Raw genomic sequence first — 17,522 nt, forward strand, 5'->3', positions numbered from 1 at the left:
AAGGGGCGGTAATTCCCGATCTGGCGCCGTGCCAGCCGGGTATAGGGTGCGGTGCGGATCATCCAATCACCGGCAATTCGGGTGCAGCACGTGTGCTTAACAGGTCAGCCCCGCCACCACGCACCACAATATTTTCTTCATGTACCATCATCAAGCCGTCACCGTAAGACAAGGACGGCTCAATCGTCAGAACCATGTTTTCTTTCAATTCTGTGTTATCGAAAGCCGCATGGGACGGCTGTTCTGTCAGTTGCATGCCAAGTCCATGGCCCAGCCGTCCAATATCGCCACCCGAGCCATCGAGTTCTCCAATCACCTTAGACATAGCCGTGAACAAATCGCGGCATGTGTTGCCGGGTTTAGCAGCATCTATGCCCGCCTGTGTGGCACGCCACAGCACATCATAAGCACGTTTTGCGACATCATCTGCCGTGCCGATGGCCCAGTTGCGGTCAAAGTCGCAAAAATATCCGTCCCATGTGCAGCCAGTGTCCAGCATCAGCACATCACCATGCTGCAAGGGGCGCTGCGTTGGTGGCGAAATCACGTCGGCATAGCCCCCCTGGGCGGCCGCACCCACAACATAAGGGGCGTCATCTGCCCCTGCCTGCAGCGCTGCAATCCGAAAGGTGCGGAACACATCTTCAAGCGGTTGGCCAAGCGACATGATTTCGGGAACACGGGCAAACGCCGCGGACCCGATGCCGCAGATATGGCGCAGTTTTTCAATCTCGGCGTCAGACTTCACCATGCGCAGCCCTTGAATCAGCCCTGTCACATCAACGATGTTCATCCCCGGCAGACCAGCCATCAAGCGTTGCCAGTCCCCAAGAGGCATCTGCAGCTTGGTCTCGTGGCCCATCATAACGCCAAGCTTGGCACCCGTTTGTGACAAGGGCGCAAGCAAGTCATGCAACAGGCTTATGCCGTCGTCTTCCGGCGCGGGGGCGCTCCATGTTCGAATGTCATCAAGCCACGACCGCCCCATCAATTCAGCGCCAATTTCAGGGATAACCGCAACCGGCTGACCGCTGGCGGGCACAAACACAAACCACGGACGCGTTGGGCTTTGCCAAAACAGCGTGTGGAACCCTGTAAAGTACCGCACGTCCTGTTCGCTCATCAGCAGCAGACCATCAATGCCAGCGGCGGCCATCAGCGCTTGCGCGTTTTCGGTACGTGCACGGAACTCAGAATGGGCAAAACCCCGTTCGGGCGCGGCGCCGTTCATGTGGTGTACCCCTGGCGCGAAGGCGTCCTGTCGTCGCGACCATTCACAATGGCATGGGCTGAAAACTCTGCCATCTCACCGCGCCACACCTGACGTCCGAAGCAAAAGGGCACACCCGCGCCGTCCCGGATCACTTGTTCCAGTTCTACAACTGCGTGACTGGCCGCGATGTTCAGCAATGCTGCCTCGGACGCCCCTGCACCGCGCATCCGGATCACGATATCACCAGTGCTGGCCGCGGTGCCATAACGATTGGCCAGAATTTGCGTGGTGGACTGCGCCAGATCGTGATCCAGAAAATCGGGGAACCTATCCGCCAGCAAATATTCCGTTTCAACAAATATCGGATGTGCGCATGTGCGAAACAGGCGCACATACTGTAAAATCTCGGTGCCGACCGGTTGTTCCAACGCAGCAGCCAAGTGGGCGTCAGCGGTGATCTTGGCGGTGTCGGTGACTTCGATTTTCAAATCCACGTCGTTGGTCTGGGCAGTGCCCACAAAGCTGACCATGTTGCTGACGTTGTATGTCAGTCGCTTGGGCGATACGAAGCGTCCGCGCCGGTCCGAACTGTAAACAAGGCCTTCGCTTTCAAGCGCTTCAAGCGCACGGCGCCCTGTCATGCGGCTTACGCCATACGTCTGGGACACGCTGCGTTCGGATGGAAGAATATTGTGTTCTTTCAACGCGCCAACCGCAATCTGGACGCGGATGTCATCAGCGATCTGGAGAAAGCGAGGACGCGGTGATGGATCACCTTTGCGGCCTGTGTTGCCTTGTCCATCCATCAAATCGCCTGTCCTCGAATCGCTAATTTCGGACAAGGCTATTTGGTATATACCAAAGCAATCAACCCCCTTTTTTAGATTGACACAAGCAGCTTCAGTGCAGTTAAATTAGCGCTGAAATCTGGTATATACCAACTAGCAACGAAGGGTGGCAGCTGACTATGAACAACCATATCGAAACGCTGCAGTTCGAAACCGATCAGGGGCTTGGGGCGCGCGCACGTCTGGGATTGATCGTGTTGCAAACAGATCAAACCATCGAACACGAATTTGCCGGGATTTTTGGCGCGCAGCGTGATGTTGCCCTGTATGCCACACGCATCCCGAATGCGATGGACGTGTCCCCGGATACGCTGCGCCAAATGGCGATTGATCTGCCGCAAACAGCGCATCTTTTGCCGCCTCGGTTCGGATTTGATGTGATGGGGTATGCCTGTACGTCAGGGGCCACGATGATCGGCGAAGACCGTGTCGCAGCCATGATCAGGGATGTGCATCCGGATGTGACAACCACCAATCCAATCACAGCTTGTAAAGCGGCGCTTGCAGCACTGGGGTTGAAGAAAATCGGCTTGGTAACGCCCTATCCGGTTGATGTGACCCTCGAAATGCAAGCCAACCTGCAAGCTGCAGGATTTGAAACAACCGCTGTTGCAACTTTTCAGGAATCCGACGATTTCACCGTGGCAAGGATCAGTCCCGACAGCATCCTGCAAGCGGTCACACACATCGGGGCGCGTGACGAATGTGACGGTGTCTTTGTGTCTTGCACAAGCCTGCGCGCCTTGCAGGTCATTGAACAGGCCGAAAAGACCATTCGCAAACCAGTCATTTCAAGCAATCAGGCCTTGGCTTGGCACATGATGCGCCTTGCGGGATTGACCGATCCCGTCCCACAGGCAGGCCGCCTATTTTCCCAACCTCTTTCCGAACAGGACGCCCCATGACCCAATCCCTTCCCAGCCACGCACAAGTTGTCATCATCGGCGGCGGTATACATGGCTGTTCTGTAGCGTATCATCTGGCGAAAGCCGGTTGGAAAGACGTCATTTTGTTGGAACGCAAGGCCCTGACCAGCGGCACGACATGGCACGCGGCGGGGCTTGTGGGGCAGTTGCAGGGCAGTCACGCAACAACGGCGTTTGCCAGCTACGGCGTAGAATTATTGCAAGAAATCGAAGCCGAAACAGGCCAGAACCCCGGCTTTCGGCAATCAGGGTCCATTTCGATTGCCGTAAACGAAGAACGCTTGGCAGAATTGAAACGCAAAGCGGATTTCGCGTCGCTCTTTGGGGTAGAAGCGCATTACATGCCAACCGACGCCATTGCCGAACGCTGGCCGTTGATGAATGCCGATGGTGTATTGGGCGGCATTCACATGCCCTCGGACGGGTCCGCCAACCCGATTGACCTGACCCAAGCCCTGGCCAAAGGTGCACGCATGCACGGCGCTACGATCCGCGAACGCATCAAAGTCGAAGAGGTGCTGACAGACGCTGGCAAAGTCACCGGCGTGCGCACGAACGAAGGCACGATCACAGCCGATGTCGTGGTAAACTGCGGCGGCATGTGGGCGCGTGAATTGGGCCAGAAAAATGGGGTAGGCGTCCCGCTGCATGCCTGCGAACACTACTACCTTGTGACCGAACCGATCCCTGATTTGCCCAGCGATCTGCCAGTCCTGCGATCCTATTGCGATGGCACCTACTGGAAGGAAGATGCAGGTAAATTGCTGTTCGGTTTCGCACATTTCCATGCCAAAGCCTGGGCCAAAGACGGCATCCCCGAAAGCTTTGAATTTGACAGCCTGCCCTTCATCGAAGACGACGTGATGGAGGTATTGGAACTCAGCATGAACCGCGTGCCAATCCTTCAGGAAACGGGCATCCGCACGTTCTTTAACGGGCCCGAAAGCTACTCTCATGACGGGCGGTTCACCTTGGGAGAAGCCCCTGATCTTAAAGGCTATTACGTTCTGGCAGGTTTGAATTCGACTGGCATTCAATCTGGCCCCGGCGCGGGCAAGGCGCTGGCCGACTGGATCATGGCCGGCCACCCGACACTGGATCTGGCCGAAATGGACCCCGCGCGCATCGAAGATTGGCAAGCCCGTGATCCTTACCTGCAAGAACGTTGCCCCGAGACGCTGGTACTGACCTATGCGATGCATTGGCCCGGTCGCCAACGGACCACTGCCCGTGGCCTTCGCCGCACGCCATTCTACCACCCGATGAAGGCCAAAGGTGCTGTCTATGCCGAGGCCCAAGGCTGGGAACGTCCCGGCTGGTTTGCACCCGAGGGTGTCGCGCCGGAATACGATTACTCCTTCCATCGCCCAAGCTGGTTCGACCACGCCCAAGCCGAACAAAAGGCTGCCCGCGAAGATGTGGCGATGATTGACTATTCCATGCTGGGCAAACTGATGGTTGAGGGGGCGGATGCGCTGACCTTCCTGCAACGCGTTTGCACCAATGACATCGACGTGCCTGTTGGTCGCGTGGTCTACACGCTGATGTTGAACGAACGCGGCGGCATCGAAAGCGACGTGACCGTGGCGCGCCATGGGGCAGACAGCTTTATGGTCATGTCCTCGATCTCGCACACGCGCCGTGATGCGGATCACCTACGCGCCCATATCGCAACTGGTGAAGATGTGCGGTTGCGCGATGCCACCACAGACCATGCGGTGTTGTCGGTTGCAGGGCCCAAAGCGCGGGATTTGCTGGCCGCGGTCTGCGATGTCGACCTGTCAAACGACAGCTTCCCCTTCAACAGCCTGCAAAGGTTCCACATCGGCCACGCACCCGTCTTTGCACAGCGGCTGTCCTACACCGGCGAAATGGGCTGGGAAATTTTCATTACCCCCGATTTTGCCGAACATGTGTTTGAGGTCTTGTGGGATGCAGGCGTCCCACTCGGGCTGCGGCTGGTGGGCGGCGAAGCCTTGAATGCGCTGCGGGTCGAAAAGGGCTTTTTGCACTGGGGTCATGATATGTCTTACACCGAAGCCCCGCATCAGGTTGGTTTGGGGTTCATCTGCAAGCCGAACAAAGCGGTGCCGTTTGTGGGATGCGATGCGTTTGTGCGCCGTAAGTCCGACGGCAAGGGCCCGTTTTTGTGCCATGTGAAATTACACGACGCAGCGCCCCTTCTTCATCACAACGAACCGGTTTTGAAAGACGGCGCCGTCGTTGGTTACGTGGCAAGCGGCGCTTATGCCTATGCACAGGGCGCCGCAATCGGAACGTGCTTTATTGATGCGGCGGATCGTGCTTCAGTTGCGAACGGCGCATACGAAGTCGTTGTCGAAGGGAAAGCGGTTGCCGCTACAGTGCAACTGAAACCCTTTTCCAAACCACTGACCCAAGCGTAAGCCGTGAAACCAAAGGCGGACGGTATAAAGGCGAACGACATGGAGACCGGGAACTGGAACACGCAAACACTGCTGGGTAAGTTGATTGCTTACCCAACAATCAGCGCGGACCCCAACATCGACCTGATCACGTTCTGCGCCGATCTGTTGCAAACGGCTGGCGCAAAAACCACCATCTTGCGGGACGCGACCGGCAAAAAAGCCAATCTGTACGCAACCATCGGCCCGCAAGATCGCCCCGGGATCTTGTTGTCGGGGCATACGGATGTTGTCCCTGTTGCTGGCCAGAACTGGACCGTACCGCCTTTTGAGATGACGGAAGCAGACGATAAACTGTTTGGGCGCGGGACCTGCGATATGAAAGGGTTTGTTGCCTCAAGCTTGGTTTGTGCGCTTAAGGCGGCAACCCTTGATCTGCGCACGCCCTTGCACCTTGCCCTGTCCTACGACGAAGAAATCGGCTGCGTTGGTGTGCGGTCCTTGATTGATATGCTGGCCGCGGCACCATTTGTGCCGCAGCTTTGCATCGTTGGCGAACCCACATCAATGCGGGTTGCGACCGGTCACAAAGGCAAGACAGCAGCCAAGGTCCAAGCCACCGGCGTCGCGGCCCATTCAGCGCTTGCACCAACGGGTTTGAACGCGATCCACATGGCCTGTGATATGATCGGGTTCCTGCGTGACATGCAGGCAGACCTCAGCCAGTCTGGCACACGAGATGACGACTATGATGTGCCGTATAGCACGGTTCATGTGGGAACAGTTGTGGGCGGCACCGCCCTGAACATTGTGCCGGATCACGCAGAATTCCTGTTTGAAATCCGCAATCTGGCTCAAGACAATCCTGCCGACATCATGTCGCGTCTGGAAAAATACCGCGACGATTATCTGCGAGACCTGCGCACGCGCTTCGGGGCGGCAGACATCACAATCGACATCACAAACACCTATCCTTCGTTGGCCACTGATCCGGCCAGCGGCGTTGTCGGTCTGGTCCAGTCCTTGGCGCAAACCAACCAAACCATCAAAGTCGCGTTCGGCACAGAAGGCGGGTTGTTTTCGCAAAAACTGGACGTGCCGACCGTGGTATGTGGGCCCGGATCGATGGACCAGGGGCACAAGCCGGACGAGTATGTCGAGATAAGCCAGCTTGCGGCCTGCGATGCCATGATGGACGCGCTGCTGGACCGCTTGGTGGCAGGTGTCTAGGAAAACATGCGTGTTGCTGGCAATCCATGTGCATCGATCTGGGTGCGCACATGGTCGTAGAACGCCTGAACAATCGCGGATCTTGATGTGATCTGTTTAGTTGCCAGCCCCAAAGTGATGTGGCCGACGTCTTCACAAATGGGAAGAATGGCCAACGGCTGCCCGTCCGGGGCATAAGCAATCTCTGTGCCGATGCTAAGCAAGCTATAGCCGTAGCCATTAGCCACAAGACTGCGTGCAACCGACAAATCGTTGGTGCGATCCGCGATATTGGGGGTGATCCCGAGACTGCGAAATGTGGATAGGAAATAGTCACGACTAAGAGGCAGATCGAGCAAGATCAATGGGTCTGTGGCCATCTCGTGCAAAGACACGCAATCGCCTTGCGCCAGCGAATGATCCGGATGCAGCATGACGCAGGGCCGCAGCGCTGCAAGCCCTTCGAAATGGATGTCTTGCGGGATCTCCATATCATAGGTGATCGCCACGTCGATTTCCGCCCGCGCCAATTGCTGGAACAGTGTCGTCTGATCGCCAGTGAACAAGGATACATGCGCTTCGGGAAAACTTTGTTCAAACGACTTGCGGAACTTCGCACTTAGCAACGGGGCAAGCGTGGACAATGCACCAACAGCCAGCGGCCCACCCGGCCTTTTGGCGACATCTTCCGCAATGTCATTCAGCGCCGCCGCGTCTGCTAGCATCCGCTTGGCTTCGGAAAATAACCGCCGTCCACCCGGCGTCAGCGTCAACCCTTGCGCGTGGTGACGTACAAAAAGCTGTACGCCAAAGTGCGCTTCCAAATGGTTGATGGCTGTCGAAATGGACGGTGAGGACACATTCAATTGCCCCGCCGCTTGCGCGATGGTTCCTGCATCGCCAACAGCCACAAGATATTCCAATTGTCGATATGTAAACCGTACAGTCATGCCCTTGCATCGCCCGCAGGCCGCATCACGTCAAGCGGCGTCTTGACGGGCGATCCACAGAAGAAAGTCGCGGACCGTGCCTTCGTAGTCCTCTTCGGCCAGCGGTCCACCGGTGGCGAAAACCGACCCCAGTGCTGCCTGCATCGCTTCCAGTTTTTCACGGTCCTCGCGGTTCACGTCCTCCCACAGCGCGATACGCTGGTCGATGGTATCACCATCAAGGTTGTCGCCGTAGACAGACATAGACCAACGCACCCTGATGGACGTGGGGCTGAGTGGGCGGATGTTGAGAGACACCAGCAAGGATGCGGCGACGCTGACCACCTGACAGGGAAAAGCCGCAAACAGTGTCGAGCGGTGGCGCTCTTTTTCACTTAGCCCCGGTGCCCCTTCACCGCGGGGCGGAATGTTGTCGGGATAGTTAGCAAAATAGCTGGTGAAGCCCACGCCATTTGGCCCCTTTTTGCTGAGGCCTGTTGGCGTGTACCCGTGCAATGTCTGCGGGTGCACAACAGACAGGTGGTAGCCTTCCATAAAGTTCTCGACCAGACATTTCCAGTTACAGTTCCAGACCTCACTGTCGCTGTGTACGGTTACATATTTCTCGGGCTCATACCGCCCGATCAGCGCCCCAAGCCCGGCCAGTTCCACATCAATATCCGTAGGGTTCTGCGACAGACTAACGTAGACAAACCCAAACCGCTGCACACAAGGAAACGTACCCAGCTTGCATGTCTTGGCGTCAAAGCCTGCATTCTTCATGCGCGGCGCCCGCAGCAATGTGCCATCGGTGCCGTAGGCCCATGCATGATAGCGACACACAAAGCGGTTCGCATTGCCCTGTCCTTCGGCCAGCGGCATGCCGCGGTGACGGCAGACGTTTGACAGCGCTTTGATCTCGTCCTTGTCGCGCACGATAATCAGTGGTTCGCCCAACAGCTCAAGCGCCAGATAATCGCCTTGTTCCACATATTCATCGGCACGCCCCACGCAATGCCAACCATCACGCAAAAAAGTCCTACATTCGTGGTCAAAGAACGCAGGGTCGTTGTAAAAATAGCCCGGCAACCCTTGCGGCGCCCCATCGGGGGATGCTGCACAATCGGCCAAAGTCTGGCGCATTTCAGAAACACGGGCCGTTTCAAACGCGCTGATGGCAACCTGTTCATTCATCGCCGGATACTCCGTCAAAAGGATTTCGCGTGGATCGAGGGGACGTTACGCGTGCCCCGCTGGTATTAGATTTGCGCATGCGGTCATGGGCCACGGCCGTCGTCCTATTTGTTTGCGCTTTGAACCCGCGCGTTGATGTATTGGGCAAAATCGTAGTTGGGCCGTTCAAGATGCGACAAATGTCCGGGGGCGGCGCCATTCGAAGACAGGCCTTTATAGACCTTTTCGGTGCAGCCCTTGTCCTCGACGTTCACATCATCCAGCAGTGTTTTAAGCTGCTTGAAGTTGGCCTGAGCGTCAACGTCATCTGCATAGTCGTTGGACATGCCGCCACCAAAACCGATACGCACCTTGCCGACACCTTCGGGGTGTAGCGTCAGGTACCAGAAATATCCCGGTGTGAGGGTGATCATCAAACTGGGGTAGATCGCCAGCAGATAGGTCGTGCGCCGCCGTTCGCCCTTCATCCGCGTGTTGTTGGGATGCGCCATCGCGATCTTCAGGGATTCGTCCTTGAGGATCATATGGTAATTGAACGCGTCTTCACCGGGCGGGCAGATCATCTCTTCCAGCTTGGACAGACCGCCAATGGTGCCTGCGTGACAAACGGGCAGGTGGTAGCTTTCCATGAAATTCTCGGCAAGAACCTTCCAGTTGGTGTCCCAAACATGGGTTTCAAAGAAGGTTTCTGTATAATTCGTCATGTCGTAGTCGCTGACCATGTCCTCGACTTTGGACAGTTGGCTGGCCACTGGCGGGCTGTCAGGATTGAGCGACACAAAAACCCAGCCCAGCCATTCTTCGCAACGCACATCCGGCAGCTGGTAGTCGGATTTGCAAAACCCTTCGTTCTGGGTCATTGCGGGTGCACCGCGCAAGGACCCATCCAGATTATACGTCCAGGCATGGTACGGGCAGACGATGCTGCGGGTGTTTCCGCGCCCCTCAAGCAACGTCGACATGCGGTGGCGGCATACATTCGACATGGCCCGCAAAGCGCCGTCACCTGCGCGTAAAACGATAATGGGCTGACCGGCAAGCTCAAGCGTGACATAATCGCCCGATGCGGCAAGGGCCGACGCACGGCCCACGCAGAACCAGTCCTTGGCAAAGATATCGCTTAATTCGCGCTTCAAAAAATCATCGGACGTATAGACCGATGGCGGCATGGCACGGGCGCTTTCAAAGGGAACTGAAGCAGTCTTCAAAAGCTCGTCTACCGCGTCTTTCATACCTGTCATTCCTTATTCGATTTTAACCCCATCGCAGTGCGGGATGGCAAAACAGTCCTTCGATGCGCAAACGTGCTGCCAAAAGCAAATTCGGTAAAGGATACTCTTCGAAACGCCTGATTTGAGCCAGCCTAATCAAGCGCACATTCAAAATCCTGAAAATACCCGACACAATGCACGCAGTCATTTTGACAGGTCACGGTGGCCTCGATAGATTGGATTACCGGACGGACGTTCCCACTCCACGCCCCAATGCCAATGCCAATGCCAATGCCAATGAACTGTTGATCAAGACAGCCGCCGCCGGAATAAACAATACCGACATCAACACGCGCATCGGTTGGTATTCAAAGACCGTCACTGAGGCCACGAATACGGGCGGCGCAGAGGGTTTTGAAGCCGTTGGCGAAGACGACGTGTTCACCAATTTGATCCGCTATATCGAGGCATACGAAATCCGACCAGTGGTCGCAAAGACCTATTCTTTGCGTGACATCGCACAGGCTCAAGAAGATTTTCTGTCCAAATCGCACACGGGAAAATTGGTCTTGATCCCGCCAAATGGCACTGCGTGAAACAGAACGCCAGTTTGGTGAGAAATGATCGAACTTACCTGCTTACGCGCACTCTGCCTATATCAAGACAATTTAACGCGTAATTGGGATTATGTTAATTTCAGAAGCCCAAATAGGCTTTCAGAACCAAGCTTTTCGGGTGGTGCTTTGCGACGAACGCCCTTACGACCCGTCACATCACGTATTAAACAATTGCAGGAGCTGCTTATGTCAAACTCTGACAACGCCACCCAGAAGTTCCACTACATTTGCCAAACCTACGTTGAAAAAGACGCAGGCCGGGCTGGTCAGGTGACGTTGAAAATCGACAAGCAGTTCGAATACTCCAACGCCAATGACGCGCAAAACCGGGCCGAACGCGAAGCAATGCGCGACGATTGCGCAGGCGCGGATGCGTATATGCTGTGTGAAGACCTTGGCACCGGCGAAGTCGAAGCGCCCAGCTTTCTGGTGCGTCTGGGGAATGTCCCCGAATTTGACGAATTTTAAGCCACACCAACACATCCAGCGGAACGCCAAGCGCCGCTTGCATCATGCGCCATGATCGCCAATTGTGGCATCAACAACGGAGCACCAGATGCAAGACGGCAAAAAGGCAGGCGGACGTGGCCCCGGACGCACAACGCGGCAAGACTGGCTGAGTGCGGCACTTGATACCCTGATCAGCGAAGGCGAGGATCAGGTCAAGGTTCTGTCTTTGGCGGCCATTCTGGACTGCCCGCGATCCAGCTTTTACTGGTACTTCAAAAACCGGTCTGAATTGATGGATGCATTGTTGGACACATGGGCCGCGACCAACACAAAAGCGTTAATTGATGCAACTGACAACGACGGCGCTACAATCTGCGAGGCGTTGGCGAAGCTGTTCAGCAAATGGGTTTACGGATCGGCTTTTGATACCAAACTGGACTTTGCCATTCGCGATTGGGCCCGCAGATCAGGCACAGTACGCCGTGCGCTGGACGAAAGCGACATCGCGCGGATTGCAGCCATCTCGCTGATGTTCGAACGTTTTTCATATCCCCCCGCCGAAGCAGATGTGCGGGCCCGCATCGTCTATTTCACCCAAATCGGCTATGCCACGCTGGATCAACGCGAAGACTACGACACACGTATGAAACGCGGGACGCAGTATCTGTTCTGTATGACCGGACAAACCCCAACACGTGACGAAATCGCGGCCCTTGCCCATCTTTACCCCAAAACAAACTACGTAGGTATCGACCATGTTCTCTGATACGCTTTTGACTGAAATTCGCGACCGCTTCGCACATGTTGACGCCTGCCCCTTTTCCGGGCCGCGCGTGTTTTTCGAAAACGCAGGCGGGGCTTTGACGCTGAAATCTGCTGTCGAAACCTCAGCAAAGTTTGCTGCTATTCCGGACAACCAAGGGCGCGACAATCCCGGGGCACAGGCTTTGGGTGCGATCATCAAGCAATCCAAAGCCGACATGGCCACGTTCTTTAACACGCACAATGGCCAGTTCTTTGTTGGTGAAAGCGGCACGGAATTGACCTATCGTTTGATCCGCACGGCCGTGATGGGCACACCACAAGGGTCCGTTATCGGATCAACCGTCGAACACCCCGCATCCCGCAGCGCCGCGCAACATTGGGCGTCTGCTGCAGGCAAACCCTATATTTCCGTGCCACACGACGACGCCACAGGGCGCGTCACAGCCGACGCCTATGCCGCCCACATGACACCAGATGTGCGCGTTGCTACTATTTTGCACACCTCGCCTGTCACGGGAATGGCCATTGACGTGGCGTCCATTGCCGCCGCCATTCGCGCTGTGGCGCCTGAATGTTTCATCATCGTCGATGGCATCCAACACGCAAGCCACGGGCACATCGACATCCAACGCTACGACATCGACGGCTATGTCATCTCCCCCTACAAGGTCTTTTCGCGCCACGGATACGGGGTGGCTTGGGCGTCTGGCAGACTGTCCCGATTGCCTCTCGAAGCCCTGATCGACGGCCCCAAGGAAAACTGGGAATTGGGGACGCGTGACACCGGCGCATATGCTACATTTTCAGATGTCGTGGCGTATTTCGGATGGTTGGGCCAGCAGGTTGGCGATGGCCAAACCGAGCGCGCCCGCATCGAAGCCGCAGCAACCGCCATCAAGGCCCATGAAAAAGAGCTGACAGATGCGATGCTGTTTGGCACTGGCAACCTGCCGGGCCTGACGGATCTTGCAGGCATCACGATCATCGGCGGCGCGGACAATCCTGCGCGTGAGGGGCTTGTGTGTTTTGCCAGCGCTGATGTCCCCGCGGATAAGATCGTGGCGCATTTGAACGACAGCGGCATACGCACACATATCCGCAAGGCAGACCACTATTCGGGCAACATTCTAACGCCGCTTGGATTGCCTGCGGCCGTGCGGGTGTCCATGTGCCACTACAACACTCTGGCAGAGGTCAGCGCCTTTCTGACTGCGATGAAAGAGCTGACAGATGCTTGACCGCAACGGCCCCCTACGCGGCTTGCGCGTCGTCGAAATGGCGGGTCTTGGGCCTGCGCCCTTTTGCGCGATGATGCTGGCCGACATGGGGGCTGAGGTCGTGCGCATCGCGCGGCCCGGTCAAAAACCGTTGTTCGGCTTGGAACAAAAACACAATCTGTATGACCGGTCACGCAAATCCCTGACGTTGGACTTGCGCGATGCAGACGATTTGATGCGTGCCAAAACCCTCATCAACAAAGCCGAAGTTGTGATTGAAGGGTACCGTCCCGGCGTGATGGAACGGCTTGGATTGGGGCCGGAAGAATTTCAGGAAACGAACCCCGCGCTGGTCTTTGGGCGCATGACGGGATGGGGGCAGACCGGACCGTTAAAAGACCGCGCAGGCCACGATCTGAACTACATGGCAATCTCGGGCGCGCTTTGGTCCATTGGCCCCGCCGACACGCCACCCCCGCCCCCGCAAAACATTATCGCGGACCTTGCAGGGGGCGGCATGATGCTGCTGACGGGGGTTCTGGCCGCCACGATGAACGCGCGCACAACGGGCCAAGGTCAGGTTGTGGACGCCTGCATGTCAGACGGTGCGGCCCTGATGATGGTGTTGCAATACGGGCTGAACGCAGGCGGCGCTTGGGATGATACCAAACGCGGTGGCAACGTGCTGAACGGAGGGGCCGCGTATTATCGCTGCTACACAACCAAAGATGGCGGATACGTCTCTATTGGCCCAATAGAGCCACAATTCTTCGCAGCTTTGCTGGATGCAGTGGGTTTGCAAGACGACCGGCGCTTTTCAAAACAATACGGCGACCAAAGCGAAATGCACCCGGCTTTGGAAGCACTGTTCGCGGGGAAGACTCGCGATGAATGGTCTGCGATCCTGACAGAGGTTGACGCCTGCTTTGCCCCAGTTCTGTCGATGCAAGAGGCACCAACGCATCCACACAACCAAGCGCGGGGCACCTTCGTGGAAACAGACGGGATTGTGCAACCCGGTCCTGTTCCGTGCTTTTTGGGCACACCATCTGATCCGCCGACACATGGTGATGCCGGCACGCTGGACTATGAAGACGTCATGTCGGCTTGGAGCTAGCCCGATGTCGGCTTGGAGCTAGCCCGGCGGGTGTAGCTGGTGCGGCCCAAAAGCTCGCCAGTGTTTTTGACCTCGAATTTGCGCAACATTCGCGCACGGACGTCCTCAATCGTGCGCGGCGACAGGCCCAGTTGATGCGCGATTTCCTTGCTGGTGGCCCCTTGGCTTAGAAAACTCAGCACCTCGCGTTCGCGTTTTGTCAGGCGCGGCCCGTCCAGATGGTCGCGAATGGGCGCAAAGCTTAGGACAAGATGGGATAAGGGATCATCGGGGGCCAGCGTACGTGCACGAAAGCGGAACCATTTGGGCATACCGTCTTTCTGGCGCATCATCCGTTCGTCCGAATAGGCCCCCGTTTGCGCCATCGTCACAAGGCCAATGTCGCGTACACGGTCAAATTCGGCATGACTGGGGTACAGCATCCGAAAGGATTGTCCCAACAGTTCGGCACGACTGTAGCCAAGCAAGCTGGCGAACGTCAGATTGCAACTGCTCAAGGTCCGGTGACGTGACACCGCCAAACCAATGGGGGCCGCGTCAAAGGCCTCAAGCATTTCAGTCGTTACGTTATCCATTGCCAATCCCCGTGAATATACGGTATTGATACCGTACTAATGCGCCGCAATACTGCAAGTCGTTTAACGAAAGGTGCGAAATGACAACTCCGCTTATGACACGCATTGCGGCCAAGCGCGACGACTTGATCCAGCTGACGCAGGACCTGATCCGCATCCCCACATTGAACCCGCCCGGCGAAAACTATCAAGCGATTTGCGATTATCTGGACAAACGCCTGTCTGCCCACGGCTTTCAAACCCAACTGATCCGCGCCTTTGGCACACCGGGCGACAGCGAGAAATACCCACGCTGGAATATCATCGCGCGGCGTGACGGGGCGCATGCGGGCGATTGTGTGCATTTCAACAGCCACACGGACGTGGTCGAGGTCGGCGCAGGCTGGACGTTCGACCCCTTTGGCGGCGAAATTGCCGATGGCAACATCTATGGGCGCGGGGCCTGCGACATGAAAGGCGGGTTGGCCGCATCCATCATCGCAGCTGAGGCGTTCATTGAAGAACACCCGAATTTCCACGGCGCAATCGAGATTTCCGGCACCGCAGACGAGGAATCAGGCGGTTACGGCGGGGTCGCATACCTTGCCGAACACGGCCACTTTAACTCTGAAAAAGTGCAGCATGTCATCATTCCGGAACCCTTAAACAAAGACCGCATCTGTTTGGGGCATCGCGGCGGTTGGTGGGCCGAGATCGAAACCAAAGGCGAAATTGCCCATGGATCAATGCCATTCCTTGGCGATTGTGCTGTGCGTCATATGGGGGCTGTAATCGGCGAATTCGAAGACAAATTGTTCCCCGCAATGGCCGCCCGCACCACGGATATGCCCGTTGTGCCCGAGGGGGCAAAGCAATCCACCATGAACATCAATTCGATCCATGGCGGGCAAAAAGAACAGGACGACGCCTTTGACGGATTGCCCGCGCATTGTGTGCCGGACAGTTGCCGCATCGTGATTGACCGCCGCTTTTTGGCCGAAGAACCGCTGGATCAGGTGCGCGGCGAGGTCAAAGGCCTGTTGGAAGGTCTGCGCGAAACGCGTCCCGATTTTGACTATGAGATGACGGAACTGAACAGCGTTTTGCCTTCAATGACCGACAAATCCGCGCCGGTTGTGGAAACCGTGGCGCAAGCAATTGAGGACGTGATGGGCAAAGCGCCCGAATATGTCGCAAGCCCCGGAACCTACGACCAGAAACACATTGACCGGATCGGCAAGCTAAAGAACTGTATCGCTTACGGACCGGGTATTCTGGAGCTGGCACATAAACCCGATGAATATATCGGGATTGATGATATGCTCGACAGCGCAAAGGTGATGGGTGCAAGCTTGGAAACGCTTCTGCTGCCCAATAAAAACTGACCAAGGGAGACCACACATGAAACATTTCATATCGCAATTGGCACTGGCCAGCGCATTAGGCGTTGCCGGTTTTGCCGCCCAAGCCCAAACCGACATCACCGTCGCCTTGCAGCTTGAGCCGCCGCATCTGGATCCGACATCAGCCGCCGCCGGTGCAATTGATTCCGTGCTGTATTCGAACGTGTTTGAAGGTCTGACACGCTTTATGGGCGATGGGTCCGTTGTGGCTGGCCTTGCAAGCGGCTGGGAGATTTCCGAAGACGGTCTGACCTACACGTTTACGCTGCGTGATGGTGTGACCTTTCACGACGGCAGCACGATGGACGCTGAGGACGTGAAATTTTCGCTGGACCGTGCACGCGCCGAAGATTCAGTGAACGCACAAAAGGCCCTGTTTGCAGGCATCACCGACGTGAGTGTGACCAACGCCTCAACTGTTGTTGTGACCCTGTCCGAACCAAACGGCAATTTCCTGTTCAACATGGCGTGGGGGGACGCGGTGATCGTGGCCCCTGAAAGCATCGAGGGCATCAAGCAAACGCCCATCGGCACAGGCGCGTTCAAGTTTGTCAGCTGGACCCAAGGCGACAAAATCGAATTGGCCCGCAACCCGGACTATTGGGGCACGGCCCCGGCATTGGAAACAGCCACCTTCAAATTCATCTCTGACCCAACAGCAGCCTTTGCAGCCGTCATGGCCGAAGACGTTGACGTGTTTTCCGGCTTCCCCGCCCCCGAAAACCTGCCCCAGTTCGAAGCAGACCCGCGGTTCCAAGTGCTGATTGGCTCGACCGAAGGCGAAACGATCCTGTCCACCAACAACAAACAGCCACCGTTTGACAACGTGAAGGTGCGCGAGGCTTTGGCCCACGCCATCGACCGCCAAGCCATCGTGGATGGTGCGATGTTCGGCTATGGCACACCGATTGGCACGCATTTTGCGCCGCACAATCCGGCCTATGTCGATCTGAAAGCAAACAGCAGCTATGACCCTGAAAAGGCCAAAGCGCTGCTGGCCGAAGCAGGCTTTGCCGACGGGTTTGAAACCACGCTGCACCTGCCGCCCCCCTCCTATGCCCGTCGCGGCGGTGAAATCATCGCGGCGCAATTGGCAGAGGTCGGCATCAAGGCAGAAATCACCAACGTCGAGTGGGCGCAGTGGTTAGAAACCGTGTTCCGTGGCAAAAACTTTGGGCTGACGATCGTCTCACACACAGAGCCGATGGACATCAACATCTATGCGAACCCGGATTACTATTTCCAATACGACAATCCTAAGTTCCAAGAGCTGATGAGCACCTTGAACGCCACATCTGATCCCGAAGCGCGTACAGCCCTGATGGGTGACGCACAAAAGATGATCTCGGGCGATTATGTGAACGGCTACCTGTTCCAACTGGCGGCCTTGTCTGTCGCCAAAGCGGGTGTGCAGGGTTTGTGGACAAACGCACCGACGCAAGCGACGGACCTGACTGGCGTCAGCTGGGCCAACTGAACCGGCGG

16 protein-coding genes are annotated in these 17,522 nt (G+C 56.6%); 10 read left to right on the top strand and 6 right to left on the bottom strand.

All coding sequences use genetic code 11. From position 1 onward, the window contains the following. Positions 1-58: 58 nt before the first annotated feature. Together ABJL60_RS20975 and ABJL60_RS20980 are read right to left on the bottom strand one after the other, a co-directional pair. A complete protein-coding gene (locus tag ABJL60_RS20975; RefSeq protein ID WP_348376324.1) occupies positions 59-1,231 on the bottom strand; it encodes a Xaa-Pro peptidase family protein in 1,173 nt (390 codons plus the stop codon). Next, positions 1,228-2,019, bottom strand: coding sequence for a GntR family transcriptional regulator (locus ABJL60_RS20980; protein WP_348376323.1), 792 nt, complete (start codon positions 2,017-2,019; stop codon positions 1,228-1,230). The genes ABJL60_RS20975 and ABJL60_RS20980 overlap by 4 nt, the downstream gene beginning before the upstream one ends. A gap of 161 nt (positions 2,020-2,180) precedes the next feature. Between ABJL60_RS20980 and ABJL60_RS20985 the strand changes: the two genes are divergently transcribed. From ABJL60_RS20985 to argE, 3 genes are read left to right on the top strand one after another with little or no spacing between them, the layout of a single operon-like run. After that, positions 2,181-2,966, top strand: a complete 786-nt coding sequence (locus ABJL60_RS20985) for an Asp/Glu racemase (protein WP_348376322.1) — start codon at positions 2,181-2,183, stop codon at positions 2,964-2,966. After that, positions 2,963-5,392, top strand: coding sequence for an FAD-dependent oxidoreductase (locus tag ABJL60_RS20990; protein ID WP_348376321.1), 2,430 nt, complete (start codon positions 2,963-2,965; stop codon positions 5,390-5,392). The genes ABJL60_RS20985 and ABJL60_RS20990 overlap by 4 nt, the downstream gene beginning before the upstream one ends. A 39-nt stretch (positions 5,393-5,431) precedes the next feature. Next, on the top strand, positions 5,432-6,601 hold the full coding sequence (gene argE / locus ABJL60_RS20995) for an acetylornithine deacetylase (protein WP_348376320.1): 1,170 nt from the start codon (positions 5,432-5,434) through the stop codon (positions 6,599-6,601). Here the strand turns inward: argE and ABJL60_RS21000 are convergent. The 3 genes from ABJL60_RS21000 to ABJL60_RS21010 all read right to left on the bottom strand — a co-directional run bounded on the left by ABJL60_RS21000 (position 6,598) and on the right by ABJL60_RS21010 (position 9,935). Next, on the bottom strand, positions 6,598-7,530 hold the full coding sequence (locus ABJL60_RS21000; protein WP_348376319.1) for a LysR family transcriptional regulator: 933 nt from the start codon (positions 7,528-7,530) through the stop codon (positions 6,598-6,600). The genes argE and ABJL60_RS21000 overlap by 4 nt on opposite strands. A 30-nt stretch (positions 7,531-7,560) precedes the next feature. Then, entirely contained in the window at positions 7,561-8,703 is a 1,143-nt protein-coding gene (locus ABJL60_RS21005; protein ID WP_348292023.1) for an aromatic ring-hydroxylating dioxygenase subunit alpha, read from the bottom strand. A gap of 104 nt (positions 8,704-8,807) precedes the next feature. Continuing rightward, positions 8,808-9,935, bottom strand: a complete 1,128-nt coding sequence (locus ABJL60_RS21010; protein WP_348376318.1) for an SRPBCC family protein — start codon at positions 9,933-9,935, stop codon at positions 8,808-8,810. Positions 9,936-10,108: 173 nt separating this feature from the next. On the opposite strand from ABJL60_RS21010, the gene ABJL60_RS21015 reads away from it, so the two are divergent. The 5 genes from ABJL60_RS21015 to ABJL60_RS21035 all read left to right on the top strand — a co-directional run bounded on the left by ABJL60_RS21015 (position 10,109) and on the right by ABJL60_RS21035 (position 14,080). Beyond that, the gene (locus ABJL60_RS21015; protein WP_348376595.1) at positions 10,109-10,510 is read left to right on the top strand and encodes a zinc-binding dehydrogenase; all 402 of its coding nucleotides are present in this window, start codon (positions 10,109-10,111) and stop codon (positions 10,508-10,510) included. Between the two features lie 207 nt (positions 10,511-10,717). Further along, positions 10,718-10,999 (top strand): hypothetical protein, encoded by a 282-nt coding sequence (locus ABJL60_RS21020; protein ID WP_348376316.1) that lies wholly within the window; start codon positions 10,718-10,720, stop codon positions 10,997-10,999. Positions 11,000-11,087: 88 nt separating this feature from the next. Beyond that, positions 11,088-11,747, top strand: coding sequence for a TetR/AcrR family transcriptional regulator (locus ABJL60_RS21025; protein ID WP_348376315.1), 660 nt, complete (start codon positions 11,088-11,090; stop codon positions 11,745-11,747). After that, the gene (locus ABJL60_RS21030) at positions 11,737-12,984 is read left to right on the top strand and encodes an aminotransferase class V-fold PLP-dependent enzyme (RefSeq protein ID WP_348376314.1); all 1,248 of its coding nucleotides are present in this window, start codon (positions 11,737-11,739) and stop codon (positions 12,982-12,984) included. Before ABJL60_RS21025 ends, ABJL60_RS21030 begins: the two co-directional genes overlap by 11 nt. After that, on the top strand, positions 12,977-14,080 hold the full coding sequence (locus ABJL60_RS21035; protein WP_348376313.1) for a CaiB/BaiF CoA-transferase family protein: 1,104 nt from the start codon (positions 12,977-12,979) through the stop codon (positions 14,078-14,080). The genes ABJL60_RS21030 and ABJL60_RS21035 overlap by 8 nt, the downstream gene beginning before the upstream one ends. On the opposite strand, the gene ABJL60_RS21040 is transcribed toward ABJL60_RS21035, so the two are convergent. Further along, complete coding sequence (locus ABJL60_RS21040; protein WP_348376312.1) at positions 14,077-14,655, bottom strand: PAS and helix-turn-helix domain-containing protein; 579 nt, start codon at positions 14,653-14,655, stop codon at positions 14,077-14,079. The two genes, ABJL60_RS21035 and ABJL60_RS21040, sit on opposite strands and share 4 nt — an antisense overlap. Before the next feature lie 80 nt (positions 14,656-14,735). On the opposite strand from ABJL60_RS21040, the gene ABJL60_RS21045 reads away from it, so the two are divergent. Then, positions 14,736-16,019, top strand: a complete 1,284-nt coding sequence (locus ABJL60_RS21045; RefSeq protein WP_348376311.1) for an acetylornithine deacetylase/succinyl-diaminopimelate desuccinylase family protein — start codon at positions 14,736-14,738, stop codon at positions 16,017-16,019. A 16-nt stretch (positions 16,020-16,035) separates the two neighbouring features. After that, positions 16,036-17,514, top strand: a complete 1,479-nt coding sequence (locus ABJL60_RS21050; protein ID WP_348376310.1) for an ABC transporter substrate-binding protein — start codon at positions 16,036-16,038, stop codon at positions 17,512-17,514. The last annotated feature ends 8 nt before the right edge of the window (positions 17,515-17,522 follow it).

Source organism: Ascidiaceihabitans sp., from assembly GCF_039986515.1.
Classification (GTDB): Bacteria; Pseudomonadota; Alphaproteobacteria; order Rhodobacterales; family Rhodobacteraceae; genus Ascidiaceihabitans.